At 71.3% G+C, this 24732-nt stretch carries 24 protein-coding genes; 19 read left to right on the top strand and 5 right to left on the bottom strand.

Annotated elements, in window-relative coordinates:
- Window positions 1-78: 78 nt before the first annotated feature.
- Window positions 79-1224, top strand: coding sequence for a cell division protein ZapE (zapE, locus tag JUB13_RS14365; protein ID WP_207480045.1), 1146 nt, complete (start codon window positions 79-81; stop codon window positions 1222-1224).
- Here the strand turns inward: zapE and JUB13_RS14360 are convergent.
- Entirely contained in the window at window positions 1217-1696 is a 480-nt protein-coding gene (locus JUB13_RS14360; protein ID WP_207480043.1) for a winged helix-turn-helix transcriptional regulator, read from the bottom strand. The two genes, zapE and JUB13_RS14360, sit on opposite strands and share 8 nt — an antisense overlap.
- 136 nt (window positions 1697-1832) lie before the next feature.
- On the opposite strand from JUB13_RS14360, the gene JUB13_RS14355 reads away from it, so the two are divergent.
- From JUB13_RS14355 to lon, 4 genes are all read left to right on the top strand, one after another.
- Window positions 1833-2444, top strand: coding sequence for an NAD(P)-dependent oxidoreductase (locus JUB13_RS14355; protein WP_207480041.1), 612 nt, complete (start codon window positions 1833-1835; stop codon window positions 2442-2444).
- A 393-nt stretch (window positions 2445-2837) separates the two neighbouring features.
- A complete protein-coding gene (locus JUB13_RS14350; protein WP_207480039.1) occupies window positions 2838-3098 on the top strand; it encodes a hypothetical protein in 261 nt (86 codons plus the stop codon).
- A 232-nt stretch (window positions 3099-3330) separates the two neighbouring features.
- Window positions 3331-3735 carry an Hsp20/alpha crystallin family protein gene (locus JUB13_RS14345; RefSeq protein ID WP_207480037.1) on the top strand — a complete coding sequence of 135 codons (405 nt, stop codon included), beginning with the start codon at window positions 3331-3333 and terminating at the stop codon, window positions 3733-3735.
- A gap of 16 nt (window positions 3736-3751) precedes the next feature.
- Window positions 3752-6160, top strand: coding sequence for an endopeptidase La (gene lon / locus JUB13_RS14340; protein ID WP_207480034.1), 2409 nt, complete (start codon window positions 3752-3754; stop codon window positions 6158-6160).
- Window positions 6161-6246: 86 nt separating this feature from the next.
- Here the strand turns inward: lon and JUB13_RS14335 are convergent, their stop codons facing one another.
- Window positions 6247-7008, bottom strand: coding sequence for a ZIP family metal transporter (locus tag JUB13_RS14335; protein WP_207480032.1), 762 nt, complete (start codon window positions 7006-7008; stop codon window positions 6247-6249).
- 363 nt (window positions 7009-7371) lie between these two features.
- On the opposite strand from JUB13_RS14335, the gene JUB13_RS14330 reads away from it, so the two are divergent.
- Window positions 7372-7914, top strand: coding sequence for a hypothetical protein (locus tag JUB13_RS14330; RefSeq protein WP_207480030.1), 543 nt, complete (start codon window positions 7372-7374; stop codon window positions 7912-7914).
- On the opposite strand, the gene JUB13_RS14325 is transcribed toward JUB13_RS14330, so the two are convergent.
- Entirely contained in the window at window positions 7898-9412 is a 1515-nt protein-coding gene (locus tag JUB13_RS14325; protein WP_207480028.1) for a pyruvate kinase, read from the bottom strand. The two genes, JUB13_RS14330 and JUB13_RS14325, sit on opposite strands and share 17 nt — an antisense overlap.
- Before the next feature lie 270 nt (window positions 9413-9682).
- Between JUB13_RS14325 and lepA the strand changes: the two genes are divergently transcribed.
- From lepA to JUB13_RS14280, 9 genes are all read left to right on the top strand, one after another.
- Window positions 9683-11485, top strand: a complete 1803-nt coding sequence (lepA, locus tag JUB13_RS14320) for a translation elongation factor 4 (protein WP_207480026.1) — start codon at window positions 9683-9685, stop codon at window positions 11483-11485.
- Between the two features lie 541 nt (window positions 11486-12026).
- Window positions 12027-13718, top strand: a complete 1692-nt coding sequence (locus tag JUB13_RS14315) for a glycosyltransferase family 39 protein (protein WP_207480024.1) — start codon at window positions 12027-12029, stop codon at window positions 13716-13718.
- A gap of 93 nt (window positions 13719-13811) precedes the next feature.
- Window positions 13812-14114, top strand: coding sequence for a hypothetical protein (locus JUB13_RS14310; protein ID WP_207480023.1), 303 nt, complete (start codon window positions 13812-13814; stop codon window positions 14112-14114).
- A 107-nt stretch (window positions 14115-14221) separates the two neighbouring features.
- Window positions 14222-14920 (top strand): GntR family transcriptional regulator, encoded by a 699-nt coding sequence (locus tag JUB13_RS14305; protein ID WP_207480020.1) that lies wholly within the window; start codon window positions 14222-14224, stop codon window positions 14918-14920.
- Window positions 14921-15357: 437 nt separating this feature from the next.
- Window positions 15358-16455 carry a TRAP transporter substrate-binding protein gene (locus JUB13_RS14300; protein WP_207480018.1) on the top strand — a complete coding sequence of 366 codons (1098 nt, stop codon included), beginning with the start codon at window positions 15358-15360 and terminating at the stop codon, window positions 16453-16455.
- Window positions 16456-16460: 5 nt separating this feature from the next.
- Window positions 16461-17009: a TRAP transporter small permease subunit gene (locus JUB13_RS14295; protein ID WP_207480016.1), complete on the top strand. Its 549-nt coding sequence runs from the start codon at window positions 16461-16463 to the stop codon at window positions 17007-17009.
- Window positions 17006-18331: a TRAP transporter large permease gene (locus JUB13_RS14290; RefSeq protein WP_207480014.1), complete on the top strand. Its 1326-nt coding sequence runs from the start codon at window positions 17006-17008 to the stop codon at window positions 18329-18331. The genes JUB13_RS14295 and JUB13_RS14290 overlap by 4 nt, the downstream gene beginning before the upstream one ends.
- An 8-nt stretch (window positions 18332-18339) precedes the next feature.
- Window positions 18340-19929 carry a gamma-glutamyltransferase family protein gene (locus tag JUB13_RS14285; protein ID WP_207480012.1) on the top strand — a complete coding sequence of 530 codons (1590 nt, stop codon included), beginning with the start codon at window positions 18340-18342 and terminating at the stop codon, window positions 19927-19929.
- Between the two features lie 188 nt (window positions 19930-20117).
- Complete coding sequence (locus JUB13_RS14280; protein ID WP_207480010.1) at window positions 20118-20468, top strand: hypothetical protein; 351 nt, start codon at window positions 20118-20120, stop codon at window positions 20466-20468.
- Between the two features lie 7 nt (window positions 20469-20475).
- On the opposite strand, the gene JUB13_RS14275 is transcribed toward JUB13_RS14280, so the two are convergent.
- Window positions 20476-21387, bottom strand: coding sequence for a LysR family transcriptional regulator (locus JUB13_RS14275; RefSeq protein ID WP_207480008.1), 912 nt, complete (start codon window positions 21385-21387; stop codon window positions 20476-20478).
- A 122-nt stretch (window positions 21388-21509) separates the two neighbouring features.
- Between JUB13_RS14275 and JUB13_RS14270 the strand changes: the two genes are divergently transcribed.
- Window positions 21510-21932, top strand: a complete 423-nt coding sequence (locus JUB13_RS14270) for a cupin domain-containing protein (RefSeq protein ID WP_207480006.1) — start codon at window positions 21510-21512, stop codon at window positions 21930-21932.
- Between the two features lie 16 nt (window positions 21933-21948).
- On the opposite strand, the gene JUB13_RS14265 is transcribed toward JUB13_RS14270, so the two are convergent.
- Window positions 21949-22824: an SDR family oxidoreductase gene (locus JUB13_RS14265; protein ID WP_207480004.1), complete on the bottom strand. Its 876-nt coding sequence runs from the start codon at window positions 22822-22824 to the stop codon at window positions 21949-21951.
- A gap of 51 nt (window positions 22825-22875) precedes the next feature.
- Here JUB13_RS14265 and JUB13_RS14260 point away from each other — a divergent pair, with 51 nt between their 5' ends.
- The 3 genes from JUB13_RS14260 to JUB13_RS14250 are packed head-to-tail and all read left to right on the top strand — an operon-like array spanning window position 22876 to window position 24732.
- Complete coding sequence (locus JUB13_RS14260; protein WP_207480002.1) at window positions 22876-23751, top strand: tetratricopeptide repeat protein; 876 nt, start codon at window positions 22876-22878, stop codon at window positions 23749-23751.
- Between the two features lie 13 nt (window positions 23752-23764).
- Window positions 23765-24280, top strand: coding sequence for a GNAT family N-acetyltransferase (locus JUB13_RS14255; RefSeq protein ID WP_207480000.1), 516 nt, complete (start codon window positions 23765-23767; stop codon window positions 24278-24280).
- Complete coding sequence (locus JUB13_RS14250; protein ID WP_207479998.1) at window positions 24277-24732, top strand: GNAT family N-acetyltransferase; 456 nt, start codon at window positions 24277-24279, stop codon at window positions 24730-24732. The genes JUB13_RS14255 and JUB13_RS14250 overlap by 4 nt, the downstream gene beginning before the upstream one ends.

The following is a 24732-nucleotide window of genomic DNA, read 5'->3' as shown; positions in this document are numbered from 1 at the left end:
CGCCGGATCGGCAGGGGCTCCCGGGGCGACCCGGGGGCCCTTCGCCTTTCCGGGCCTGCTCGAGGAACGCCGACTCCCATGTCCGATGGACCTCTTTCCCTCTACCGTGCGCGCCGCGGCACCGGCACGCTGAAGGCCGATGCCTGCCAGCAGCTGGCGGCCGAGAAGCTCCAGGGCCTCTACCAGGCGCTGCGCAACTACCGCCCGCAGCCCGACGGCGGCGCCACCGGGTGGCTCGCGCGCTTCGGCCTGGCCCGGCGTCCCGAGGAGCGGCCGGAACCGCCCCAGGGGCTCTATCTCTACGGCGGGGTCGGGCGCGGCAAGTCCATGCTGATGGACCTGTTCTTCGAGACGGCGCCGGTGGAGCGCAAGCGCCGCGTGCACTTCCACGCCTTCATGCTGGAGGTCCACCGCCGCCTGCATGAGATGCGCACGACGCGCAACGGCCGCGCCGACCGCAGCGTGGACGAGAGCCTGCCCGACCTCGCCCGCGAGATGGCGGACGAGGCCTGGCTGCTGTGCTTCGACGAGTTCCATGTCACCGACATCGCCGACGCGATGATCCTGGGGCGCCTGTTCACGGCGCTGTTCGGGCATGGCGTGGTGGTGGTCGCGACGTCCAACTGGCCCCCCGACGACCTCTACAAGGACGGGCTCCAGCGCGAGCTGTTCCTGCCCTTCATCGCCCTGTTGAAGCAGCGCCTGGACGTGCTGGAGCTCTCGGGCGGCGTGGACTACCGGCTGGACCGGCTGCGCGGCAAGCGCGTCTACCACCAGCCGCTCGGCCCCGCCTCGCGCCAGGCGCTGGAGGAGACCTTCGCGGCGCTCACCGACGGGGCGGAGCCCAGGGCCGAGGCGCTGTGGACCCAGGGCCGCAAGGTGGCGGTGCCCAAGGCCGCCGCGGGCGTCGCCTGGTTCACCTTCGACGAGCTCTGCGCGCGGCCGCTGGGCGCGGCCGACTACATGGCGATCGCGACCCACTACCACACGGTGATCATCGACCAGGTTCCGGTGCTGGCCGAGGCCCAGCGCAACGAGGCCAAGCGCTTCATGACGCTGATCGACGAGCTCTACGAGCACAAGGTCAAGACCGTGATCGCCGCCGACGGCCCGCCCGAGGCGCTCTACGCCCAGGGCCAGCACGCCTTCGAGTTCCAGCGCACCGTCAGCCGCCTGATGGAGATGCAGGCGGAGGACTACATCGGGTCCCTGCACATCACCTGAACGCGATCGTCCCTGCGGCACCATCCTCCATGGCGGCGGCCTGGACGCGGTCGTAGTCCGTGCGCGCCTTCTCGACCTTGTCGATGTTCGCCTCGGCCCAGCGGATCAGAGGCGTCAGGGTCTCGGCCAGGGTCGCGCCGAGCGGGGTGATGGCGTATTCGACCGTCACCGGCACGGTGGCATAGGCGCGGCGCGAGACCAGCCCGTCGCGCTCGAGGCTGCGCAGGGTCTGCGCCAGCATCTTTTGGGAGATGCCCTCGATCTCGCGGCGCAGCCGGTTGAAGCGCATGGGCCCGTTGCGTAGCAGGCCCAGGATCAGCACGGTCCACTTGTCCGCGATGCGGTCGAGCGCCTGGCGCGTCGGGCAGTTGGCGCCATAGGCGCAGGGCTCCCGTCCGCCCGCCCCGATCCCCGCGCGGGCCCCGGTCCCGTCCGCCACGCTCGCCGGCTCGGTCGCCTCCACCGCCCTCATTTCCGCCTCCTTCCGCTCCGCGGCGCCGCCCGCGGCGGTTTCGCCGCGGTAACCTGCGCACGGCAAGGTGCCTTCTTTACGCCAGAGCGCCGATCCCGCACTTAGTATCCATCGGTTACTGTAGGGATCAACCCAGATGAAGATCGCACTGATCGGCGCCTCCGGGAACGTGGGCTCGCGCATCCTGGCCGAGCTCGTGCGCCGCGGCCACCAGGTTACCGCCATCGCGCGCAACCCCGGAAAGATCACGTCGGCGCCCGGCGTCACCGCCGTGGCGGGCGATGCCGACGACGAGGACGGCCTGGCCGCGCTCGTCGCCGGGCACGACGCCGTGATCTCCTCGGTGATGTTCCGCGCCAGCGACCCCGAGAAGCTGATCGGTGCCGTGAAGCGCGCCGGCGTGCCGCGCTACCTCGTGGTCGGCGGCGCCGGCAGCCTCGAGGTCGCGCCCGGGACGAAGCTGTTCGACACGCCGGACTTTCCGGAGATCTACAAGGCCGAGGCCAAGGCCGGCGGCGACTTCCTCGACCGCCTGAGGCGCGAGCCCGGGCTGGACTGGACCTTCCTGTCGCCCTCGGCCCTGTTCGTCGCCGGCGAGCGCACCGGCAGGTTCCGCCTGGGAACCGACCAGCTCCTGGTCGAGCCCTCGGGCAAGAGCTGGATCTCCTACGAGGACTACGCGATCGCCCTGGCGGACGAGATCGAGGCGCCGCGGCACAGCCGGGCCCGCTTCACGGTCGGCTACTGACGGCATCCGGCGCGACCCGGTTTCCGGGCAGCATCGCTTCCGGGCAGCATCGTGCCCCGTCCTCGGCAGGGAAGGCGGGCCGCCGCGGACCCGGAGCAGGACGGAGCCGCCCAGGCGCGGCTCCGTCCTTCCTGATTTCCCCCAGCACCCGTCTCGGCGTGCCGCATTCGCGGGGATACGCCCATCGTATGAGGCAGCGGCACGGATCCAACGGGCCTCCTGCGCGTTTCTGAGTGGCGGCCACTCCGGCGCACTGCGTCCCGGGCTTGCCGTGCAGGCGGATGCCGCAATGAATCCGCCGGGCATCGCAGATTTCACGCGTGGTTAACCTTGCGGGTGCCATGATGAGCCCGTCGGCTCGTCAATCCCGAGCCCCGCACTGGGAGGTTCCTGGTGAAGCACGTCGCCCCCATCAGCCGCGAGACCTTCGCCGCCATTCGCGCCGAGCTTCGTGGTGCCACGGTGACGCCCGGGACGACGTTCCTCCTGGTCTCCGGCGTCCATCCCAGGCTTGGCGAGACGATGCTGGTGCAGGATGGCCAGCAGGCGCATGTCGTGTCCGACACCGAGTTCACCGCCGTGGCGACTCCCGCGGCCGGCCGTGCGGCGGCCAAGTCCCAGCCGCGCATCAGGCGTTCGCTGCGCGCGGCCTGACGGCCCCTTCCGCAGCGCTCCCGCAGCTCCCAGATAAGGCTCCCGAGTAGGACCGGGCCCCGCCCGCCGCGTTCCGTCCGAGCCGGACGGAAGGCTGCGCCGCGCGGCGCAGGCACCTGCACGGCCGCCCATCGCCCCATCGACCGCCCGTGAAAAGGGGCTGGTGTTCGCGGCAGCCACCCCCATCTATTAACAAACGTTAACGCTTTTCTACCCCATCGGAGGGAGTGCCATGCAGCGACGGGACCGAGGCTTGTCCATGTGGGCCGAGGCCTGCGAGATGCTCGACCGCGCCGAGCGGCTGCACCGCCAGTTCTTCACGCCCGTGGCCAGCGCCGCCCACCCGGTCTGGGAGCCGCCGATCGACGTCTACGAGACGGATGCGGAATACGTCCTCGTCGTGGCGCTGCCCGGCGTCGCGCCCGGCTCGGTCGAGGTCACGATCGAGCGCCGCACCCTCACCGTCCTGGCCGAGCGCCACCTGCCGGCGCTGTCCGGCCGCGCCGCCATCCACCGGCTGGAGATCCCCCAGGGCCGGTTCGAGCGCCGGCTCGAGCTGCCGCCGGTCCCGCTCGAGCTCGGGCGCCGCGACCTCGTCGACGGCTGCCTGGTCCTGACCTTCCTGAAGCGCCGCTGAGCGCAGAGACAAAGCCATGTCGGAATTCCAGAACAGCCCGGCTGCCGGCCCCGGACAAGGTGCCGCCGGCCAGACCCCCTCTCCCGGCCCGCTGCCCGAGGACGCGCTGATCCTCCTGCCGGTCCGCAATGTCGTCCTGTTCCCCGGCCTCGTCCTGCCGTTCACAGTCGGACGCACGCGGTCCGTCGCGGCCGCGCAGGAGGCCGTGCGGCGCTCGCGGCCGCTGGGCATCATCATGCAGCGCGACGAGCGCGTCGACGATCCCCAGCCCGAGGACCTGCACGAGACCGGCACCGTGGCCGGCGTCCTGCGCATGCTGACGGGCCCCGAGGGCGCCCACAACATCGTCTGCCAGGGCCAGCAGCGCTTCCGCATCAAGGAGTGGCTGCAGGGCTACCCGTTCCTCGCCGCACGGGTCGAGCGGATCGCCGAGCCCGCCACCGACAGCGTCGAGATCCGGGCGCGCTTCAATCACCTGCGCGAGCAGGCGCTGGAGGGCCTGCGCCTGATGCCGCAGACGCCCCGGGAGCTGATCCAGGGCGTGGAGGGCATCACCTCGGCCGCGACCCTGGCCGATATGGTGGCGGCCTATCTCGACCTGGAGCCCGCCCAGAAGCAGGAGGTGCTGGAGATCCTCGATCTCGGGCAGCGTCTCGACCGCGTCTCGGCGCTGCTGTCCGAGCGGCTGCAGGTGATGCGCCTGACCCGCGAGATCAGCGAGAAGACCCAGAGCAGCATCGACGAGCGGCAGCGCGAGTACCTGCTGCGCGAGCAGCTCCGCACGATCCAGAAGCAGCTCGGCGACGCCGACGACCGCTCGGCCGAGGTGGAGGAGCTGTCCAAGGCCATCGAGCAGGCCGGCATGCCGCCCGAGGTGGAGGAGCACGCCCGCAAGGAGCTCCGCCGGCTCGAGCGCCTGCCGGACGCCGCGGCCGAGCACGGCATCATCCGCACCTATCTGGAGACGCTGGCGGATCTGCCGTGGTCCCGGACCTCGGCCAGCGCTATCGACGTGAACCGCGCCCGCGAAATCCTGGACGAGGAGCATTACGGCCTCGACAAGATCAAGAAGCGGATCCTGGAGTTCCTGGCGGTCCAGAAGCTGAACCCCCAGGGGCGCAGCCCGATCCTGTGCTTCGTGGGCCCGCCCGGCGTCGGCAAGACCTCGCTCGGCCAGTCCATCGCCCATGCGACGGACCGGAAGTTCCAGCGCATCAGCCTGGGCGGCGTCCATGACGAGGCCGAGATCCGCGGCCACCGCCGGACCTATATCGGCGCCATGCCGGGGAACATCATCCAGGCCATCCGCAAGGCCGGGACGCGCGACTGCGTGCTGATGCTGGACGAAATCGACAAGCTCGGCCGCGGGGTGCAGGGCGACCCCTCTGCGGCGCTGCTGGAGGTGCTGGATCCCGAGCAGAACGGGACCTTCCGGGACAACTACCTCGGCGTTCCCTTCGACCTGTCGAAGGTCGTCTTCATCGCGACCGCGAACGTGCTCGACAACGTGCCGGGCCCGCTGCGCGACCGCATGGAGGTGATCTCGCTGACGGGCTACACCGAGGAGGAGAAGCTCCAGATCGCCAAGCGCTATCTCGTGGCGCGCGAGCGCGAGGGCAACGGGCTGCAGCCGGAGCAGGCCGAGATCACCGACGATGCGGTGCGGGCCATCATCGGCTCCTACACGCGCGAGGCCGGGGTGCGCAGCCTGACCCGGCTGGTCGGGGCCGTGTTCCGGAACGCCGCCGTGCGCATTGCTTCGGGAGAGACCGAACGGGTGCGCGTGGATGCCGGCCACTTGGCCGAGATCCTGGGCCCGCCGCGCTTCGAGAACGAGGTCGCCATGCGGACCAGCGTGCCCGGGGTGGCCACCGGCCTCGCCTGGACGCCGGTCGGCGGCGACATCCTGTTCATTGAGGCCAGCCGCTTCCCGGGATCGGGACGGTTGATCCTGACGGGGCAGCTCGGCGACGTCATGAAGGAGAGCGCCCAGGCCGCGCTCAGCCTGGTGAAGTCGCGGACGCGCCAGCTCGGCCTGGAAGCCGAGACGCTGGAGAAGAGCGACATCCACGTCCACGTCCCGGCGGGCGCGATCCCCAAGGACGGGCCGAGCGCGGGCGTCGCCATGTACACGGCGCTGGTCTCGCTGCTCACGGACCGGGCGGTGGCCTCGGACGTCGCCATGACCGGCGAGATCAGCCTGCGCGGCCTGGTCCTGCCGGTGGGCGGCATCAAGGAGAAGGTGACCGCGGCGGCACGGGCGGGGATCCGCAAGGTGCTGCTGCCGGCGCGCAACCGGCGCGACTACGAGGACATTCCCGAGGACGTCCGCAGGTCGCTCCAGTTCGTCTGGCTGGAGACCGTCGAGGATGCGGCCCGCGCCGCATTCGACGACCAGCCCGAGGCGAAGGCCGGGGCCGCCTGACGGAAGATCCGGCCGTAGGCGCCTGATCTGTTGGGCCGGACCTTTCCCGTGGGGCATTCCCCGCGGGCAAGGCCGGCCTTTTTCTTTCAGCCGCTGAGGCGGGACAGCGCGAAGGCCGCGAGGAAGCCCGCCGCGGTGATCAGTCCGGCATATTCATGGGCGGTCTCGAAGGCTTCGGGGATCATGGTATCGACCAGCATGGCGAGGATCGCGCCTGCGGCCACCGTGTTCGCCAGCGCCAGCACGGCAGGCGGCGCGCCGGCCAGCGCCAGGTTGCCCAGCAGCGCCGCCGCGCCCGAGGCGAGCGCGATGCCGCCCCAGACGCCGAAGATGTAAGTGGCCGAGCGACCGGCCCTGCGCATCCCCGCGGCGCTGGACAGCCCTTCGGGCACGTTGGACAGGAACACGGCGGCGAGGGTCGCCACGCTGACGCCGGCGCCGCCCAGCAGGCTGGCGCCGATCACCACGGATTCGGGAATCCCGTCCAGCAGCGCCCCGACGGCGATGGCGAGGCCGCCGCCCTCCGAGGCGTCCTGCTGGCGCGCCTGCCCGGTCTGGCCCGAGCGCTTGCGATGCTGCCCGCCGCGTCGGGAGATGTAGAGGTTCGCGGCCGTGTACGCGAGGGCGCCCGTCAGGAACCCCGCCGTGGCGGCGGCGAAGCCGCCCTGGCGGTAGGCCTCGTCGACGAGATCGAAGGCGACCGCGGAGATCAGCACGCCGGAACCCGCGGCCATCACCGCCGCGACCAGCCGGGCCGGCAGCGTCACGACCTGGGCGATGGCAGCCCCGAGCACGAGGGCCGAGCCGCCCACGAGCCCCCAGATACCCGCCCACAGGGTCTGGGACATGACGCCTCCTCCGAAATTCCGGCGGGTCGATCCCACGGGCTCCGCCAACATGGCGGGACACCCTTGGTTCCGGCCGTCCCGCACCGCACATCATCCGTGCGGCCACCAGTTATCCCCAGAATCTGTGGATAAACCTGTGGGCCAGGCGTGTAGGGCAAGGCGGCCCAAGGCCTCGGCCGCGGATTAGCTGCTTGGCTCTAATCCAGAAGCGTCAAGCGACTGCCGAGTTCCGTCTTGACGGGCCGCGGAACTGCACCGGCGCCGCGCCTGTTGACCCGGATTTCGCGGCGCCTCGGCGGCGGCCGATCCATCCCGGAACCGGCGGCACGGCGACGGGCATGGGTGCGGGGGGAGGGCAGGAGCATGTCGCGCATGACCGGGTTTGCGCTTGTCTTCGCAGCCGGAGCCGCCATCGCCGGGCCTGCCGCGGCCGCCTGCCCCGGCGGGCGCGAGGAGTACCGGGACAGCCAGGCGGGCCTCGCCTTCGAGCCGCTTGCGGATCCCCGGATGGGTGCCGTGGTCTGCTATCCCAGCACGGTCTTCCGGAAGGTCGAGGAGGCCGACGGGAGGCTGCGCTTCGTCTCGGACGATGGGCTCGCCTGGTTCACGCTCTCGCGCGAGCGAGGGGAGGACGAGCCCGGGGCCACGGACGGTTCGGCCCGGGAGGCCATGGCGCAGGCGCTGGAGGAGCTGGCGGCCGAGCGCGCGGACGTCACCTATCGCCGGCAGGTCGGCGCGTGGTTCGTGGTCAGCGGCTATCGCGGCGACCGGATCTTCTACCGCAAGACCGTGATCGGCCCCGACGGGGCCGCCGACACGCTGCTGATCGACTTCCCGCGGGACCAGAAGCCCTTCTACTACGACATGGTCGAGCGCATGTCCTGGTCCTTCAAGCCGAAGGGCTGATCCCGCCGCGTTCGGGGCCCGCCCAGGCGCCGAGCGCCCGCAGGCGCGGCGTCTTCTTGCTCTGGTGCTCGGCCATACGGGTCAGCACCCGGTCCAGCATGCCGACCGCCTCGGCCGCGAAGGGGCCCTTGTTCAGCATCACGCATTCGGCGCGGGCGGCCATGGCGGCGTCCGTCATCTCGCCGCGCGACGGCATGCCTTTGCGCACGAACCGCTCCAGCACCTGCGTCGCCCAGATCACCGGCACCTGGGCGGCCTCGCACAGCCACAGCAGCTCCTCCTGCATCTCGGCCAGGCGCTCGAAGCCGAGCTCGACCGCGAGGTCTCCGCGGGCGATCATCACGCCGAAGGGCTGCCGGCCCAGCGCCTGCGCGGTGATCGCCGGCAGGTTGCGCACCGCTGCGGGCGTCTCGATCTTGGCGACGAGGCCGAGCCGGTGCCAGTCGGTGCGCCGCCGGGCCAGCTCGTCCTGAAGGCGGCGCACGTCGGCTGCGGACTGCACGAAGCTGTAGCCCACCATGTCCGCGTGCCGGGCGATGAAATCCAGGTCGGCCCGGTCCTTCTCCGTCAGCGGGTCGAGGCGTAGGTCGCTGTCCGGGAAGTTCACGCCCTTCTCGGGTTTCAGGCGCAGCCCGCCGGGCCGGACCCGCTCGATCCGGACGCGCACGCCCTGCGCGTCCACCGCCTCGATCCGGCCTCCGGCCTTGCCGTCGTCCAGGAAGACGCGCTCGCCGGGGGCGAGCCGCGGCAGGATACCGGGCAGGGTCAGACTGGCCCGGAAGACGGCGCCCTCCGGGCCTCCCGCCGTATAGCCGGGGGCGGCGCCCGTCAGAAGCAGGGCGTCACCCTCGCGGATCCGGCCGTCCCGGGGCGCGACCAGCGCAGCCGTGCGGATCTTCGGCCCCGCAAGGTCCATCAGGACCCTGAGGCGCCGGCCGGTCGCGGCCTCGGCGGCCCGCAGATGGGCGAGCATGGCCTCCCAGGCGCCGGGCCCGTCATGGGCGCAGTTGATGCGCACGGCATCCGCCCCCGCCGCAGCCAGGGCGCGCACCAGGGCCGGGTCCTCGGCCGCCTCGGACGGCAGCGTGACCAGGATGCGCACGGCCCGCCCCTCGCGCGGGCCCAGCAGGGTGCGCGTCGCGCGGGCCAGCATCCGCTCGCCCCGGAAGAAGGCGCGCGGGGTGGGGAAGGGCGGTGGCGGCGCCTCCCCGGCGAGGCGCGCCAGGCTGGCGATCACCGAGTCCAGGTTGGGCTCGACCCTCCCCTCCAGGCGGCCCAGCGAGGACAGGCCCAGCGGCGCCAGGGCGCGCTGCAGCGGCCGCAGGTCGCGCCGGCGCAGCGCCAGGTACCAGGCAAGGTTCGCCAGCGACGGGCGGGCCGCGCGCCGCGCCGATCCGGCCTCCCAGCCGGCCAGCATCCGCTCGGCCTCGGCCGCGACCTCATCCTTGAGCCCGCGCAGCGCGCCCAGCAGTTCCCGGCAGGCTTCCCGCTCGTCCATGAAGCGTCCCCTCCGTCTCCGTTCCTGCGGCGGCCACTGGGCCGCTCCCCGGCAGTTAATCCGCCTTGCGTGACAGAACTTCGATTCCGACCGGTCCATCGCAGCGGTCTTTCGCCGCACCGGGCCGGCGCCGCAGCGGGCCGCCATCGAAGCGAAGAGGGGGCGGAGGCGCGGGACAAGGAGAGGCGCCCGTGGGAAGGCGGGTGGCCGCCGTTGCTTATGGGGGCGGGCTTCCCTATTTTGCAGCCAACCTCTCGTGCCCGGGCCCCGATGACCGACATCTCGCATATCCGCAACTTCGCGATCATCGCGCATATCGATCACGGCAAGTCGACGCTTGCCGACCGCCTGATCCAGCTCTGCGGCGGGCTGGACCAACGCGAGATGCGCGAGCAGGTGCTCGACAGCATGGATATCGAGCGCGAGCGCGGCATCACCATCAAGGCCCAGACCGTCCGGCTGCTCTACAAGGCGCGCGACGGGCAGCAGTACACGCTGAACCTTATGGACACGCCGGGCCACGTGGACTTCGCCTACGAGGTCTCGCGCTCCCTCTCGGCCTGCGAAGGCTCGATCCTGGTGGTCGACGCCTCCCAGGGGGTCGAGGCGCAGACCCTCGCCAACGTCTACCAGGCCATCGACAACAACCACGAGATCGTCCCCGTCCTCAACAAGATCGACCTGCCGGCGGCGGATCCCGACCGCGTGCGCCAGCAGATCGAGGACGTGATCGGGCTCGACGCCTCGGACGCGGTGATGATCTCGGCCAAGACCGGGCTCGGCGTCGACGAGGTGCTGGAGGCGATCGTCACGCGCCTCCCGGCGCCCAAGGGCGAGGCGGACGCGACGCTGAAGGCCCTGCTGGTGGATTCCTGGTACGACCCCTATCTCGGCGTCGTGATCCTGGTGCGCGTCGTCGATGGGCGGCTCAAGGTCGGCCAGAAGGTCCGCTTCATGGCGACCGGCAGCGCCCACGAGGTGGACCGGGTCGGCGTCTTCACGCCCAAGGCGCTGATGACGGGCGAGCTCGGGCCCGGCGAGATGGGCTTCATCACGGCCGCCATCAAGGACATCACGCTGACCAAGGTCGGCGACACCATCACCGAGGATCGCAGGCCCGCCTCCGAGCCGCTGCCGGGCTTCAAGCCCTCGGTCCCCGTGGTGTGGTGCGGCCTGTTCCCGACCGACGCCGCCGATTTCGAGCGGCTGCGCGAATCCCTGGGCAAGCTGAAGCTGAACGATGCCAGCTTCCACTACGAGGCCGAGACCAGCGCCGCCCTGGGCTTCGGCTTCCGCTGCGGCTTCCTGGGCCTGCTGCACCTGGAGATCATCCAGGAGCGGCTGGAGCGCGAGTTCGACCTCGACCTGATCACCACCGCGCCGTCGGTGGTCTACAAGATCACCATGACCGACGGCTCGGTGATGGAGATGCACAACCCGGCCGACATGCCGGACCCCGTGAAGATCGACCACATCGAGGAGCCCTGGATCAAGGCGACGATCTTCCTTCCCGACGAGTATCTCGGCGGGGTGCTGGCGCTATGCACCGAGCGGCGCGGCCAGCAGATCGAGCTGACCTATGCCGGCTCGCGGGCCATGCTGGTCTACCGCCTGCCGCTGAACGAGGTGGTCTTCGACTTCTACGACCGGCTGAAGTCCATCAGCCGCGGCTATGCCAGCTTCGACTACCAGTTCGACGGCTACGAGGAGGGCGACCTCGTCAAGATGGCGATCCTTGTGAACGCCGAGCCCGTGGACGCGCTCTCGACCATCGTGCACCGCAGCCAGGCCGAGAAGCGCGGCCGCGCCCTGTGCGAGCGCCTGAAGGACCTGATCCCCAAGCAGCTCTTCAAGATCGCCGTGCAGGCGGCGATCGGCGGCCGCGTGATCGCGCGCGAGACCATCTCGGCGATGCGCAAGGACGTCCTGGCCAAGTGCTACGGCGGCGACATCAGCCGCAAGCGCAAGCTCCTGGACAAGCAGAAGGAGGGCAAGAAGCGCATGCGGCAGTTCGGCCAGGTCGAGATCCCGCAGAGCGCCTTCATCGCCGCCCTCAAGATGAGCGACAGCTGATCCTGTGCCCGGTCCCGGCATCTGCTGGGGCGGCAAGGGAGTCGGTACGAGGTGTGAGACCCTTCGGGGCCCCGGGCGGCGGCTGAAACCGCGAGCCGTCGCGGAACCGGCGGAATGGCCGCGCAACCGGACGGAGCGTCCCTGGGAATCCGGTCGGCGCGGCAACGCTGATCGATGCCAGTTCTGGAACGGGCGTTTTCGATCTCCCCCAAAAGTGGTATAGGGTCTCGATCGCCCTTCCTATGAGCTTCAGATGAGCCTTGCTTCGTCGTCGGCAGCCGTCGTGTTCATTGCGGCTGCCTACGGCGGTGCCCGGCTTGCCGGGCCTCGGGATCTCCCGGGTGCGATCCTCGCCGGTGCTTCCGCCTTGCTCACCATGGTTGCGGCAGCCGGATTTGCGCTCAGCGAATTCAGGCTTTTGAACTCGGCTGAAGCCTGGCTCGTCGTCGGCATGCTCCTGGCCGGCCCCGCGATCTGGTTCGGACGCGGGAAGAGAATTCCCGCGGAAGGTCTTTGGACTGGCCCACGCGGTCCCCTCACGATGCACATGGTGGTCCTGTGCCTGTGCGCGGCTGTCGCCGCCGCCGTCCTGTATGCGAGCTTCATCACCGCATTACGGGTGGCGCCGCATAACTGGGACAGCATGACCTACCATCTGGCCCGGGCCGCCTATTACTTCCAGCAGGGATCATTGGACCGGTTCCCTGCGAATTACTGGGCACAGATTGAGCATCCCGTCGTTTCGTCCATCCTGAACGTCTTCGTTCTCGTCGTTTTCTCAGCGGACGAGAAGGATGTTCAGCTGGTGCAGTTTCTCTGTTATCTCGTCACCGCCCTCGCAATATTCGCGATATGCGTGAGGCTGGGGTTCGCCAATCATGCCGCGGCGACGGCGGCCCTGGTGTTTCTCCTCGCCACCAACGTCCTGATGGAATCGAATACGACGCAGAACGACCTGGTCGTCCTCTGCTTCGTCGCTCTTGCGCTGTTTCACGGGATCGAGTTCCTGCAGACTCGAGGCAGCGCCTCGTTGCTCCTCTTCGGGGCCGGCCTCGGCCTCGCGTTCGGGACAAAGGCTTCAGCGACGACCTTCATGCCGTCCCTGATCCTGGCGATGCTGGTGGTCGCCGTGCGCGAACACCGCGCCTGCCGCCCGGCCGGGGGGCGGGCCCTTGCGTCGCTGGCCCTGGCGGGTGTCATCGGCATCGCCGTCCTTGCCGCGCCCGCCGGTTACATCGAGAACTGGCGACGCCATGGGGATCCCCTCGGCAGGCCGGCCGTCGTGGCCGCCGTCAGCTTCGCCGATCTGGGCTTGCGGCAGCGGGTCCAGCACACGATAGCGAACACGGCCCGCTACATCGTCGATCTCTCCCGGTTCGACGGCATCCCGTTCACCACGGCGACCGCGGATCTGAACCATGCGCTGCAGCGTGGCTTCGCCCGGGCTCTGCAGCCGCTCGGGATCGACATGGCCGGCGCGCCCACGCGGATGCCGTACCAGATGAGCCGGGACGTCTTCCTCTCGCGGCCGCACGAGGACTACGCCTATCTCGGTCCGGTCGGCCCGATCCTGATTCTCCCGGCGCTCCTTCTCGGGATCGTGCTGCGGCGCCGGGAGCCCCTGTTCTGGGCCTTCGCGGGTGCCTCGGCGGTGTTCGTCCTCATGCAGGCCGCCGCGGGACCCTACGATCCCTGGCGCGGGCGCTACTTCACGGGCATCCTGCTGTTCCTCGCGCCGGCGGCGGCGCTCGTCATCGGGGCGCCGGCTCGGCTCCTGGGTGTCGGCCTTGTTTCCCTCGGCCTCCTGGTCACGGCGGCGAGTGCCGTCAACAGCGTGCTGAACCGGGTCGTCTCGCCTTTCCCGGAGATCCTGTCCATGAGCCGCGCGCAACAGCTGGCGCGCAACCATGCCGCCATGGCCCCGGCGATCGAAGCCTACGAGCGCCTGGTGCCGCCGGAATCGACCGTCCTGAGCGTTCTGGGTCCCGACAGCTACGAATTTCCCTTCTTCGGCAAGGGCCTCGATCGGCGCCTGCTTCCGGGTGGCAACTGGCCCGACGCGCCGGTGCCCGGCGGGGCGCAGTTCATCCTGTTCAACGAGCATCCGCGCTATCGGCCGGGCGACTGTGACATCCCGCTGGGCGCCAGGTATTGGCTCCGTGATCTCCGTCCCGGCGACGAACGCCCCCCGCACTGCCGGCCCGTGCAGCAGGAAGCGGCGCCACCCCGTTGACCACGGTGCGCAATCGGCCGCGGGCGCATGCGCCGGCGCGAGACCTCCCTGCGCTGCGGCTGTTCCAGTCGCACACCAAGGAGGAGAGAGGCCATGGCCAAGACGACCAACGACCATGACGAGATCCGCCGCTGGGCCGAGAGCCACGGCGGCAAGCCGGCGGCGGTGAAGCGCACGCATAGGTCCGGCGACACCGGCATCATCCGGATCATGTTCCCGGACAACGCCCAGTCCGAGCACGACTCGCTCGAGGAGATCTCCTGGGACGAGTTCTTCGAGCAGTTCGAGGACTCCCAGCTCACGCTCCTCTACGAGGAGGACAGCCTCTTCAACAAGCTGATCGGCCGCGACACCGCCGAGAAGCGCGCCCAGGGCGACAACCGCGCCGCGCGCTGAGCCGTCGCGATCCCGGAGGCCGCCCGCCGGGGCGGCTTCCACTGGCCCCGTTCCTGGCGCACACTCGCCCCGTTCAGAGACGAGTCGTCCAGAGACGAGGCCCGCCCATGCCGCCCCGCGCCGCCGCGCCGGCGTCCGAAACGACGCGCCCAACCACCACGAGCCCATCTGCCCCGACCCTGGCGGCGGACATCCGCAGGGAGATCGCCGACGAAATCCTGACGGGCCGGCTCGCCCCGGGCGCGCGGCTGGACGAGCGGGGGCTGGCGACCCGGTACGGCACCTCGCGCACCCCGATCCGCGAGGCGCTGAAGCAGCTCTCGGTCACCGGGCTCGTCGAGAACCGGCCGCACAGGGGCGTCTTCGTCAGCGCCGTCCCCCAGCAGGAGCTCGATGAGATGTTCGAGCTCGCGGCCGAGCTCGAGGCCGTCTGCGCGCGCCTCGCCGCCGCGCGCATGACCGCGCCCGAGCGCCGGCAGCTCGAGACGCTGCACCGGCAGAGCAGGGCCTTGGTCCGCGACGGCGACGTGGACGGCTACGATCGATTCAACCTGGACTTCCATGCCGCGATCTTCCGCGGCAGCCACAACCGCCAGCTCGTGGAGACGGCTCTGGCGGTGCGCGCCCGGGTCACGCCGTTCCGGCGGGCCCAGTTCCGGATGCCGGCGCGCCTCGCCTCGTCCTTCGCCGAGCACGACGCCATCGTGCTGGCGATCCTGCGCGGCGCAGCCGAGGAGGCCGCACTGCGGATGCGCGAGCACATCCTGTCCTCGAAGCGGAGCTCCGCGGCCTATCTGAACCTCTGATCGGCCGATGGTGCACCATTCCTGCTTTCGCAAAACATAATAGTATCAATGATTTGCCTGGACTCGTCCTGGGGAGTTCTGGGCAACAGCCTATAAAATGCGCATAGGCTGCGGTTCCGCGGAGCAGCTCACGGATTCGGCAGACGTCCTGCAAATCCTTTCGATTCCAATGGTTTGCCTCCGTGGTCCATTGCGCGCCGGCGCCGGGCAAGGGCCCATCTATCCTGCGATGCACAAGAGCGCGGCGCCGACGGATCCCGCCGCGTTCCGCCCGGCCCAGGGCCTGCCCCGCCGAAGCCGCGCCGGGCCTGGGGCAAGGGCCTCCGTCCTGCTGCTGGCATGCGCCTTGCTAATCCGGGGAGCAAGGCGACCGGACGGGCTCAATCCGCCGGCGCGATCGACCGGGCGAGGCCCGGCGCCCGGAGCAGGAGGGAAGCATGGACAGGAGAAGCCTCATCAAGGCCGGAGTCGTCGGCGCTGCGGGCGCGGTCGCCGCCCCGGCGGTGGCGCGGGCCCAGAAGGTCTTCCAGTGGAAGATGACCAACGCCTACAACCCCGGCTCGCCCTTCTACGTGACGGGTCCCGGCAGCCCCGCGGAGTTCGCCGAGCGCGTCAAGGCCATGTCGGGCGGGCGGCTCCAGATCCAGCAGTTCGGGGCCGGCGAGCTGATCCCCGCGCTGGAAGGCTTCGATGCCGTCTCCTCCGGCACGGTCGAGATGAACGTCGCCAACTCGTACTACTGGGCTGGCAAGACCTTCGCCGCCCAGTACTTCACCGCCGTCCCCTTCGGCCTGAACTTCCAGGGCATGACCGCCTGGCTGCAGCATGGCGGCGGCCAGAAGCTCTGGGAGGAGGTCTACGCCCCCTTCAATCTCGTCCCCATGGCCATTGGCAACACCGGCGTGCAGATGACCGGGTGGTTCCGCAAGCCCGTGGAAACCGATGCCGACCTCAAGGGGCTGAAGATGCGGATCCCCGGCCTTGCCGGGAAGGTCTATGCCGCCCTGGGGGTCGACGTGAAGCTGCTGCCCGGCGGCGAGATCTTCCCCGCGCTCGAGCGCGGTGTCATCGACGCGGCGGAGTTCGTGGGCCCGTACCAGGACCGCCGCCTCGGCCTGCACAAGGCCGCCAAGTACTACTACACGACCGGCTGGCACGAGACCTCGAACGTGACCGAGCTGATCGTGAACCGGGCCGCATGGGAGTCCCTGCCGGCCGACCTGCAGGCGATCGTCCGTGCCGCGGCCGATGCCTGCAACCTCGTCAGCCACACCTGGTGCGAGGCGACCAACGCCGAGGCGCTGGACGACCTCGTCAAGAACCAGGGCGTGATCGCACAGCCCCTGCCGGCGGGGATCGTCCGGCGCCTGCGCGAGGTCAACGACCAGGTGCTGGCCGACGCGGCGGCCAAGGACCCGCTGGTCCGCAAGGTCCATGAGAGCTTCATGGCCTTCAAGTCCGTGCACGACCGATGGGCCGGGGTCAGCGAAGCCGTGTACCAGTCGCAGATCCGCACGACGCAGGGCGCGGGGTGAGGGGGATGCTGAATGCCTCCCTGGTGCGCGGCTGCGAGCTCCTCGTCGAGGGGATCGGCCGCGCGGTGAGCTGGGTCTCGCTTGGGCTGGTGCTCGTGATGGCCGGCAACGTCCTCCTGCGCTACGCCTTCCACACGGGCTCCGTCGCCATGCAGGAGCTGGAATGGCACCTGATGTCGCCCATCGCGATGCTTGGCATGTCCTACGCGATCCAGCACGAGGGGCATATCCGGGTGGACGTCGTCTATTCGCGCCTGCCGCCCGGCCTGCAGCGGATCATCGAGATCGTCTCCTACACCATGGTGGCGGTGGTCGCGGCGCTGCTGGTGAAGCTCTCGATTCCGTACGTGCTGCAGTCCTACGCGGTGGGCGAGACCTCGCCCAACCCAGGAGGCCTGCCCTGGCGCTTTGTGCTGAAGGGCTTCATTCCCCTGGGCTTCGCGCTCCTGTTCGTGCAGAGCGTGGGCGCCGCGCTGCGCACCCTGCTCGGCGGCGCCGCCGGCATTCCCCTGGCGCCGGCCGCGCATGACGGGGCGGAGGCGGTCCGGGCATGACGCCGAACGAGATCCTCGCCCTGCTGACCATCGGCTCGTTCTTCGTGCTGCTGATGATCGGCGTCCCCGTCGCGCTGACCCTGGCCGTCACCGGCTTCTTCTTCGGCTATCTCGGATTCGGCGGGTTGCTGTTCAACCTGCTGCCGGCCCGCATCTACGGCGTCACCGCCAACTACACGCTGATCGCGATCCCGCTCTTCGTCTTCATGGGCGTCATGCTGGAGAAGTCCCGCATCGCCGAGGAGCTGATGGACGTGATCGGCCATCTCGCGGGCGGCCTGCGCGGCGGCATGGGCGTGGGCATCATCCTGGTCGGCGTGCTCATGGGCGCCACCACCGGAATCGTGGGCGCCACGGTGGTGACCCTCGGCCTGCTGATGCTGCCGGCCCTGCTGCGCCGCGGCTACGACAAAGGGCTCGCCTGCGGCGCGATCTGCGCCTCGGGCAGCCTCGGCCAGATCATCCCGCCGAGCCTGGTGCTGATCCTGCTGGCCGACATCCTCGGCGAATCCGTCGGCACGCTCTTCGCCGCGGCAGTCGTGCCGGGGCTGCTGCTCTCGGGGATCTATTGCGTGTACATCATCAGCCTCGGGATCCTGCGGCCGGACGCGGTCCCCGCCGTTCCGGCCGAGGAACGGGCCGCGGTCTCGGGGCGCGAGCTCGCGCTCAAGACCCTGCGCGTCGGCCTGCCGCCCATCGCCCTGGTGGTCGCGGTCCTGGGCTCGATCATCGGCGGCGTTGCGGCGCCCACCGAGGCCGCGTCCATGGGGGCGCTGGGCAGCGTGGTGGTCGCGGCGCTGGCCCGGCGGCTGAGCTGGCAGGTCCTGACCGAGACCGTGCGGGCGACGACCCGCACGACGGCCGCCATGTTCTTCATCCTGGTGTGCTCCCAGGTCTTCGCCCTGGCCTTCCGGGGCCTTCAGGGCGAGCAGCTCGTGCACGGCATGTTCGGCTTCCTGCCCGGGGGAATCGGCGCCGACATCGTCTTCATGCTCGTGATCGTCTTCATCCTGGGCTTCTTCATCGAGTGGATCGAGATCTCCTACATCGTCGTGCCGCTGTTCCTGCCGATCCTGCAGAACGCCGGCGTCGACCTGGTGTGGACCGCGGCGCTGATCGCCGTCGTGCTGCAGACCTCGTTCCTGACGCCGCCCTTCGGCTGGGCGCTCTTCTTCCTGCGCGGCGTCGCGCCCAAGGGGGTGTCCACCATGGACATCTACCGCGGGGTCGTCCCCTTCATCGCCATGCAGGTGCTGACGGCGGCGCTCGTCTTCGCCTGGCCCGGTCTCGCGACCTGGCTGCCCCGCGCCATCGGCTGGTGAGGGCCGGAATGCTCAACACGCCCCGCAGCCTCCGCGGCATGGTGACCTCGCCGCACCACTTGGCGAGCCAGGCCGGGCTCGACGTCCTGCGCGACGGCGGCAACGCCGTCGAGGCGGTGGTCGCGACCGCGGCCGCGCTGGCTATCGCCTATCCGCACATGACCGGCATCGGCGGCGACGGCTTCTGGCTGATCGCCGAGCCCGGCCGCGACCCGGTCGCCGTCGACGGCTGCGGCGCGGCCGGGACGGGCGCCGCCCTCGACCTCTACCGCGCCCGGGGGCATGCCGAGATCCCCTGGCGCGGGCCGCTCGCCGCCAACACGGTCGCGGGGACCATCTCGGGCTGGGAGGCGGCGCTCTCCGTGGCGCGCGGCTGGGGCGAGGCCCTGCCGCTGGCGCGCGTGCTGCGCGATGCCATCGAGATGGCGGAGGGCGGAGTGCCCGTCACCGCCAGCCAGGAGGAGCTGACGCGCCGCAAGCTGCCCGAGCTCGCCGGGGTGCCGGGTTTCGCCCAGGCGTTCCTCGCGGACGGCGCGCCGCCGCGCGAGGGCACGGTCCTGAAGCAGCCGGCGCTGGGCGCAACGCTGCGCCGGCTAGCCGCGGAGGGGCTCGACGGCTTCTACCGCGGGCGGCTGGGCGATGCCATCGCGGCCGACCTGGCGCGGGCCGGGGCCCCGGTGACCCGGGCCGATCTCGACCGCCATCAAGCGGCGCTCCTGGTGCCGCTGCGCGCCCGGCTCGCCTGCGGCGACGCCTTCAACTTCCCGCCGCCGACCCAGGGCGTCGCCTCGCTGATGATCCTTGCGCTGTTCGAGCGCCTGGGGGTCGGCGAGGCCGAGGGCTTCGAGCACGTGCACGGGCTGGTCGAGGCGACCAAGCAGGCCTTCCTGGTGCGCGACCGCGAGGTCGGCGATCCCGCCCACATGGCGGTGGACGCGCGGGACCTGCTCGCGCCCGCGGCGCTCGACCGCATGGTGGCGCGAATCGATCGGCGCCGCGCGCTGCCTTGGCCGGCGCCTCCCTCGGCCGGCGACACGGTCTGGCTCGGCGCCATCGACGGCGCCGGTCGCGCCGTCAGCATGATCCAGAGCGTCTATTTCGAGTTCGGCTCCGGCCTGGTGCTGCCCGAGACGGGAATCACGTGGCAGAACCGCGGCTGCTCCTTCCGCCTCGCCGAGGACGGCTGGAACGCGCTGCGCCCGGGGCGCAAGCCTTTCCATACGCTGAACCCCGCGCTGGCCCGGCTCTCCGACGGCCGGACCATGGTCTACGGCACCATGGGCGGCGAGGGGCAGCCGCAGACCCAGGCGGCGGTCTTCACCCGCTACGCCCTGTTCGGCCAGGGGCTGCAGGCCGCGGTCACCGCGCCCCGCTGGCTGCTCGGGCGCACCTGGGGCGAGCAGAGCGTGACGCTCAAGCTCGAGAGCCGCTTCGATCCCGCCCTGGTGGCCGCGCTTCGCGAGGCCGGGCATGCGGTGGAGGTGCTGGAGCCCTTCACCAGCGTGATGGGCCATGCCGGGGCCATCGTGCGCCAGCCTTCCGGCGTCCTCGAAGGCGCGACGGACCCGCGCAGCGACGGGGCGGTGGCCGGGTTCTGAGGCGGCGTTCCGAGGGGCCATTCCGGGCGCGGCGCTGCCCAAGGGCTGGGCAGCCTGCCCAAGGAACGTTGCGCCGCGGCTCGGCAGCGCCCCTGCGGGCCGGGCCTTCCCGGCATTCCGCCCGCGGCCCGGAACTTGCTGGGCGAAGGGGGCCGCGTTTGGCGGACAGGGCAGGCGGAGAGAGGCCGATGATGTCGGAAGCGCTTCTGCTGCACATGATGTTCGCGGGGGAGGCCAAGTGCCTGCACCCGCGCGGGCGCCTGATGGACCGCCGCAGCGTGATCGTCGTGGACGGCACCAAGGTGGGCGAGAGCGCCTGCATCGAGGTGTCGCCAGGGCCGGTGCTGCCGGTCGGCGCGCGCATAGTCACCAGTGACGCGGCCTACGAGGTTGCGGGCTTCCGGGGCGGTACCGACCTCGGGTACGGCTGCTACGTCGTGACCTGCCTGCGCCGGCGCCCCCCTCGGCGCGTGGCCTGGCTCGCTCGCCTGCTGTCGAGGGCCCCGGGCACCCGGGCCTCCTACGGCGGCGCGCACTGACGGGGGCTCAGCCGCGAAGGTCCGGCACCTGGGCGAGCCGTGCCGCGAAGAAGCCGACGAAGGCGCGCACCTTGGCCGCGATGGCGCGATTGGCGGGATAGACCGCGTTCACCGGCACGGGCGGGACGGTCCAGTCCGCCAGCACCGGGCGCAGGCGGCCCGCGCGGAGGTCATCGCCGATCAGGAAGGCCGGAAGGAGCGTGATGCCGAGGCCGCCCAGCGCCGCCTGGCGCAGCGCCTCGCCGTCGTTGATCTCGATCTTCGGCCGGATCGGCTGCCGGTGCTCGGCTCCGTCCCGGCAGAGCAGCCAACTCCGTCCCCATCGCAGCCCTGCGAAGTGCAGGCAGTCATGGGCCTCCAGCTCCTCGGGGCGGTCTGGCATGCCGCGCGCGGCGAGATAGGTCGGCGCCGCGGCAAGGTGCACCGGCGAGGTGCCGAGGCGGCGGACGATCAGGTTGGGATCGACGTCGATGGTGCCGCGGATGGCAAGGTCGAAGCCGGTGGCGATCAGGTCCGCCGGCCTGTTCGAGAGGTCGAGCTCGACAACGAGGCCCGGGCGCGTGGCCAGGAAATCCGGCAGGGCAGGGACGAGGAAGCGGTGCCCGAACTCGACCGGCGCCGTCACGCGGATCCGGCCGACCGCCTCGGTCTGGAAGGAGGCCGCCAGGCGCTCGGCGTCCCGGACCTGGTCCAGCAGGCCCGCGAGGCCGTCGCGATAAGCTTGCCCGGCCTCCGTCAGGGTCACGCGACGCGTGCTCCGCTGCAGCAGCCGCACGCCCAGCCGCCGCTCCAGATCCGCCACCTGCGTGCTCACCGTCGCGCGCGACAGGCCAAGCCGCTCGGCGGTCGCCGAGAAGCTCAGCAGCTCGGACAGGTGCAGGAACACCGCCACGCCGGCCAGCGGGTCGAGCGAGCGCATGCGCAGGGATCCGAACGGTGACGTCGCATGATCGAGATTATCATCGGGCCGCGCCGGCGTAATGCTGACCGACGATGATCGACCGGGAGGGCAGGGCGATGACAATGACCGGGTTCGTTGGGATGGCAGTTTCCCTGGCGGCGGAGGGGCGTCCGTGCGAGGCCCTGGGCCGCCGGGTGATCCGCATCGCCTCGGCGGAGACGGCCGGGGCGATCGGCACCTGGGACGAGCTGGTGGCGCCGGGCGAGGGGCCGCCGCTGCACGTCCATCACCGCGAGGACGAACTGTTCCGCGTGCTGGAGGGCCAGTTCCGCTTCTGGTGCGGGGGCGAGAGCTTCGAGGCCGGGCCCGGCGCCTGCATGGTGCTGCCGCGGGGCGTGCCGCACCGGTTCCAGAACGTCGGCACGGAGGAGGGGCGGCTGATAGTCGCCGTCACCCCGGGCGGCTTCGAGAACTTCTTCCTGGAGGTCGAATGCCGCCGGCCCGCCGGCCCCGCCGAGGTCGGCGCGATCGCCGCCGGATACGGGCTCGAGTTCCTGGCTTGACCCATGCCCAAAGGGATCAGGCCTGCCGCTCGGCCTGCAGGATCGCGCGCAGCCCGCTGCGGTAGTCCGGGTGGAGCAGGGCGAAGCCGGTGTCGCGCTTGATGCGGTCGTTGCGCACGCGCTTGTTGTCTGCCCAGAAGGTCCGCGCCATGGGCGAGAGCGCGGCCTCGTCATAGGGCACCAGGAGCGGCGGCTCGATGCCGAGGAGTCCGGCCGCGAACGCCGTCACCTCGGCGGGCGGCGCGGGCTCGTCGTCGCAGAGATTGTAGGCGGCGCCGGGAACCGGGCTGGCGATGGAGGCTTCCAGGGCGCCCGCAATGTCGTCGACATGGATGCGGCTGAAGACCTGGCCGGGCCTGTGGATGCGCTTGGCCGTGCCGTCGCGCAGCGCGTCGAACGGGCTCCGCCCGGGCCCGTAGATGCCGGCCAGCCGGAACAGGTGCACCGGCGCGCCGTCCCTGCGGAAGAGATCCAGCCAAGCATCCTCCGCGGCGACGCGCCGGCGCGCCCGCGCGCTGGTGGGACGGCGCTGCGTCTCCTCGTCCACCCAGGCACCGCCGTAATCGCCGTAGACGCCCGTCGTCGAGAGATAGCCCGCCCAGCGCAGCCCCGGCAGCCGCGCCAGGTCGTGCCCGTGCAGGTCCAGCACGGGGTCGCCAGCCTCGTCCGGCGGGATGCTGCTGAGCAGATGGGTGACGCCGTCGAGCGCTCCCGGCGGCAGCGGCCGGCCCCGCTCGAAGGGCAGAAGCGCGATCTCCGCCTCCGCGGGGCTTCCGGACGATTCCGGCGCGCGTGCCGTGCCGGCCACGCGCCAACCCCGGGCGGCCAGGCGCCGGGCCAGCGCCCGCGCGCTGTATCCGAGGCCGAAGCAGAACAGAAAGGGGGTATCCATGGCGTGTCGCCCTTGCGCATCGGCGGCGGAGCGGCGACTCTAGGGCCCGTTATGCCCCACATCAATCACGCCCGCGCGGCGCGCCAGCGCGCCCCGATCCTGGCGCGCCAGCGCGCCTTCCTTCCCACCGTTTCCGTGCTTTCGGCGCTGGTCCTCGGATTGATGCCGCTCGCGGCCCGGGCGCAGTCGACCGTTCCCGTGCCGGGGCAGGACCTGGCCGGCTGCCTGCAGCGCGTCGAGCGCAGCCCCGAGGGCGGCTTCGAATGGGCGCTGGCCTGGCAGGACCGGGGCGGCGGCGATGCCGCCCGGCTGTGCCAAGCCATGGCGCTCTATCACGCCGGAAACTATGCCGGCGCGGCGGCCCGCCTTGAGAGCCTGGCCCGGACGCCGGGCCTTGCGGCCCAGGCGCCCGAGCTCTGGGCGCGCGCGGGCGCCGCCTGGCTGCGCGGAAACCGCCCGGCGGAGGCCGAGCGCACCTATGCCGAGGCGATCCGCCTGCGCCCCGACGATGCCGAGTTGCGCATCGACCGGGCGGTGGCGCGCGCGACGGCCGAGCGCTACTGGGAGGCGGTCGAGGATCTCGACCGCGCCATCGCGCTGAAGCCGGATGCGGTCGAGGCCTTGGTGCTGCGCGGCCAGGCCCACCGCGCCCTGAACAACCTGCCGAAGGCGCAGGCTGATGCGGCCCAGGCGCTGCGGATCGCTCCCAACGATCCCGAGGCGCTGCTGCTGCGCGGCAACCTGCGGGCCCTTGCTGGCGAGGTCGGGCCCGCGCGCGAGGACTGGCAGCGCGTCGCACGGCTCGATCCCGACAGCGCCGCCGGGGTCGCGGCGCGCGACAACCTCGCCCGCGTCCAGCCCGGCGGCGCTCCGGGAGCTGCGTCGCCTGCGGGCCGGGCTGGCACGCCGGGCTCCGGCAACCGCTGAGGCTCTGCACGTCATGGACACCGACGCCCAGATCGGGGCCGATACCGGGGCCGGGACTGCGGTCGAACTCGCCGTCGAGGATCCCGCGGGCCAGGAGGCCCGCGCCCTGCTGGCGGCCAGCGACGCCTTCGCGATGGCGCTATACCCGGCGGAGAGCAACCATCTGCTGGACGTCGAGACTCTGCGCGGCGCGGCGGTGACCTTCCTGGTGGCGCGGGCGGGCGGCCGGGCCGTGGGCTGCGGCGCGATCGTGCGCTCCGGAGCGGACTGGGCCGAGATCAAGCGCATGTTCGTCGCCGACGAGGCGCGCGGGCTCGGCGTCGGGCGGCGCCTGCTGCTGCGGCTCGAGGAGATCGCGGCCGCGGAGGGCATCGCCTTCCTGCGCCTGGAGACCGGCATCCGCCAGCCCACGGCGATCGGGCTCTACCGTGGGGCCGGCTTTGCGGACATCCCGCCCTTCGGCGATTACGCCCCGGACCCGCTGTCCCTGTTCATGGAGAAGCGCATCACGGCAGGCCGGCCCACGTGAGTCCGCGGCCGCGCGTCGCGACCTCGGCGGAGGTCGAGGACCTCTTCGCGATCCGCACCAGCGTGATCGAGAACCACCAGTCCCGGGAGGAGCTGGCGGATCTGGGGATCACGCCCGAGTCGGTCGCCGCCATGCTGGCAGCCGACTGCCGGGCCTGGATCTGCGACCTGGACGGGGTGCCCGCTGCCTTCTCCATGGCGAAGGCCGGCGAGCGCACCGTCTTCGCGGTGTTCGTGCGGCCCGAGGCCGAGGGCCGCGGCCTCGGCCGGGCGTTGCTGGAGGCCGCGGAAAGCTGGCTTTTCGCGCAGGGCGCCGCTGAGATCTGGTTGACCACGGGGCTGGACCCCACGCTCCGGGCCCACCGGCTGTACGAGGCGGCGGGCTGGCGGGCAGGCGACGTCACCGCCGATGGTCAGCGCCTCTATACCAAGGCGCGGCCCGCCGGCGCCTGA

Origin of the sequence: Arenibaculum pallidiluteum (genome assembly GCF_017355985.1) — a bacterium.
In the GTDB taxonomy this organism is placed as follows: Bacteria; Pseudomonadota; Alphaproteobacteria; order Azospirillales; family Azospirillaceae; genus Arenibaculum; species Arenibaculum pallidiluteum.
The sequence above is the reverse complement of the archived record's forward strand: the minus strand, read 5'-3'. Positions and strand labels throughout refer to the sequence as shown.

Excerpts from the sequence above, each read along its gene's own strand:
- zapE (WP_207480045.1), top strand. The coding sequence starts at position 79 with ATGTCCGATGGACCTCTTTCCCTCTACCGTGCGCGCCGCGGCACCGGC.
- JUB13_RS14360 (WP_207480043.1), bottom strand. The coding sequence starts at position 1,696 with ATGAGGGCGGTGGAGGCGACCGAGCCGGCGAGCGTGGCGGACGGGACC.
- JUB13_RS14355 (WP_207480041.1), top strand. The coding sequence starts at position 1,833 with ATGAAGATCGCACTGATCGGCGCCTCCGGGAACGTGGGCTCGCGCATC.
- JUB13_RS14345 (WP_207480037.1), top strand. The coding sequence starts at position 3,331 with ATGCAGCGACGGGACCGAGGCTTGTCCATGTGGGCCGAGGCCTGCGAG.
- lon (WP_207480034.1), top strand. The coding sequence starts at position 3,752 with ATGTCGGAATTCCAGAACAGCCCGGCTGCCGGCCCCGGACAAGGTGCC.
- JUB13_RS14335 (WP_207480032.1), bottom strand. The coding sequence starts at position 7,008 with ATGTCCCAGACCCTGTGGGCGGGTATCTGGGGGCTCGTGGGCGGCTCG.
- JUB13_RS14330 (WP_207480030.1), top strand. The coding sequence starts at position 7,372 with ATGTCGCGCATGACCGGGTTTGCGCTTGTCTTCGCAGCCGGAGCCGCC.
- JUB13_RS14325 (WP_207480028.1), bottom strand. The coding sequence starts at position 9,412 with ATGGACGAGCGGGAAGCCTGCCGGGAACTGCTGGGCGCGCTGCGCGGG.
- lepA (WP_207480026.1), top strand. The coding sequence starts at position 9,683 with ATGACCGACATCTCGCATATCCGCAACTTCGCGATCATCGCGCATATC.
- JUB13_RS14315 (WP_207480024.1), top strand. The coding sequence starts at position 12,027 with ATGCACATGGTGGTCCTGTGCCTGTGCGCGGCTGTCGCCGCCGCCGTC.
- JUB13_RS14310 (WP_207480023.1), top strand. The coding sequence starts at position 13,812 with ATGGCCAAGACGACCAACGACCATGACGAGATCCGCCGCTGGGCCGAG.
- JUB13_RS14305 (WP_207480020.1), top strand. The coding sequence starts at position 14,222 with ATGCCGCCCCGCGCCGCCGCGCCGGCGTCCGAAACGACGCGCCCAACC.
- JUB13_RS14300 (WP_207480018.1), top strand. The coding sequence starts at position 15,358 with ATGGACAGGAGAAGCCTCATCAAGGCCGGAGTCGTCGGCGCTGCGGGC.
- JUB13_RS14295 (WP_207480016.1), top strand. The coding sequence starts at position 16,461 with ATGCTGAATGCCTCCCTGGTGCGCGGCTGCGAGCTCCTCGTCGAGGGG.
- JUB13_RS14290 (WP_207480014.1), top strand. The coding sequence starts at position 17,006 with ATGACGCCGAACGAGATCCTCGCCCTGCTGACCATCGGCTCGTTCTTC.
- JUB13_RS14285 (WP_207480012.1), top strand. The coding sequence starts at position 18,340 with ATGCTCAACACGCCCCGCAGCCTCCGCGGCATGGTGACCTCGCCGCAC.
- JUB13_RS14280 (WP_207480010.1), top strand. The coding sequence starts at position 20,118 with ATGATGTCGGAAGCGCTTCTGCTGCACATGATGTTCGCGGGGGAGGCC.
- JUB13_RS14275 (WP_207480008.1), bottom strand. The coding sequence starts at position 21,387 with ATGCGCTCGCTCGACCCGCTGGCCGGCGTGGCGGTGTTCCTGCACCTG.
- JUB13_RS14270 (WP_207480006.1), top strand. The coding sequence starts at position 21,510 with ATGGCAGTTTCCCTGGCGGCGGAGGGGCGTCCGTGCGAGGCCCTGGGC.
- JUB13_RS14265 (WP_207480004.1), bottom strand. The coding sequence starts at position 22,824 with ATGGATACCCCCTTTCTGTTCTGCTTCGGCCTCGGATACAGCGCGCGG.
- JUB13_RS14260 (WP_207480002.1), top strand. The coding sequence starts at position 22,876 with ATGCCCCACATCAATCACGCCCGCGCGGCGCGCCAGCGCGCCCCGATC.
- JUB13_RS14255 (WP_207480000.1), top strand. The coding sequence starts at position 23,765 with ATGGACACCGACGCCCAGATCGGGGCCGATACCGGGGCCGGGACTGCG.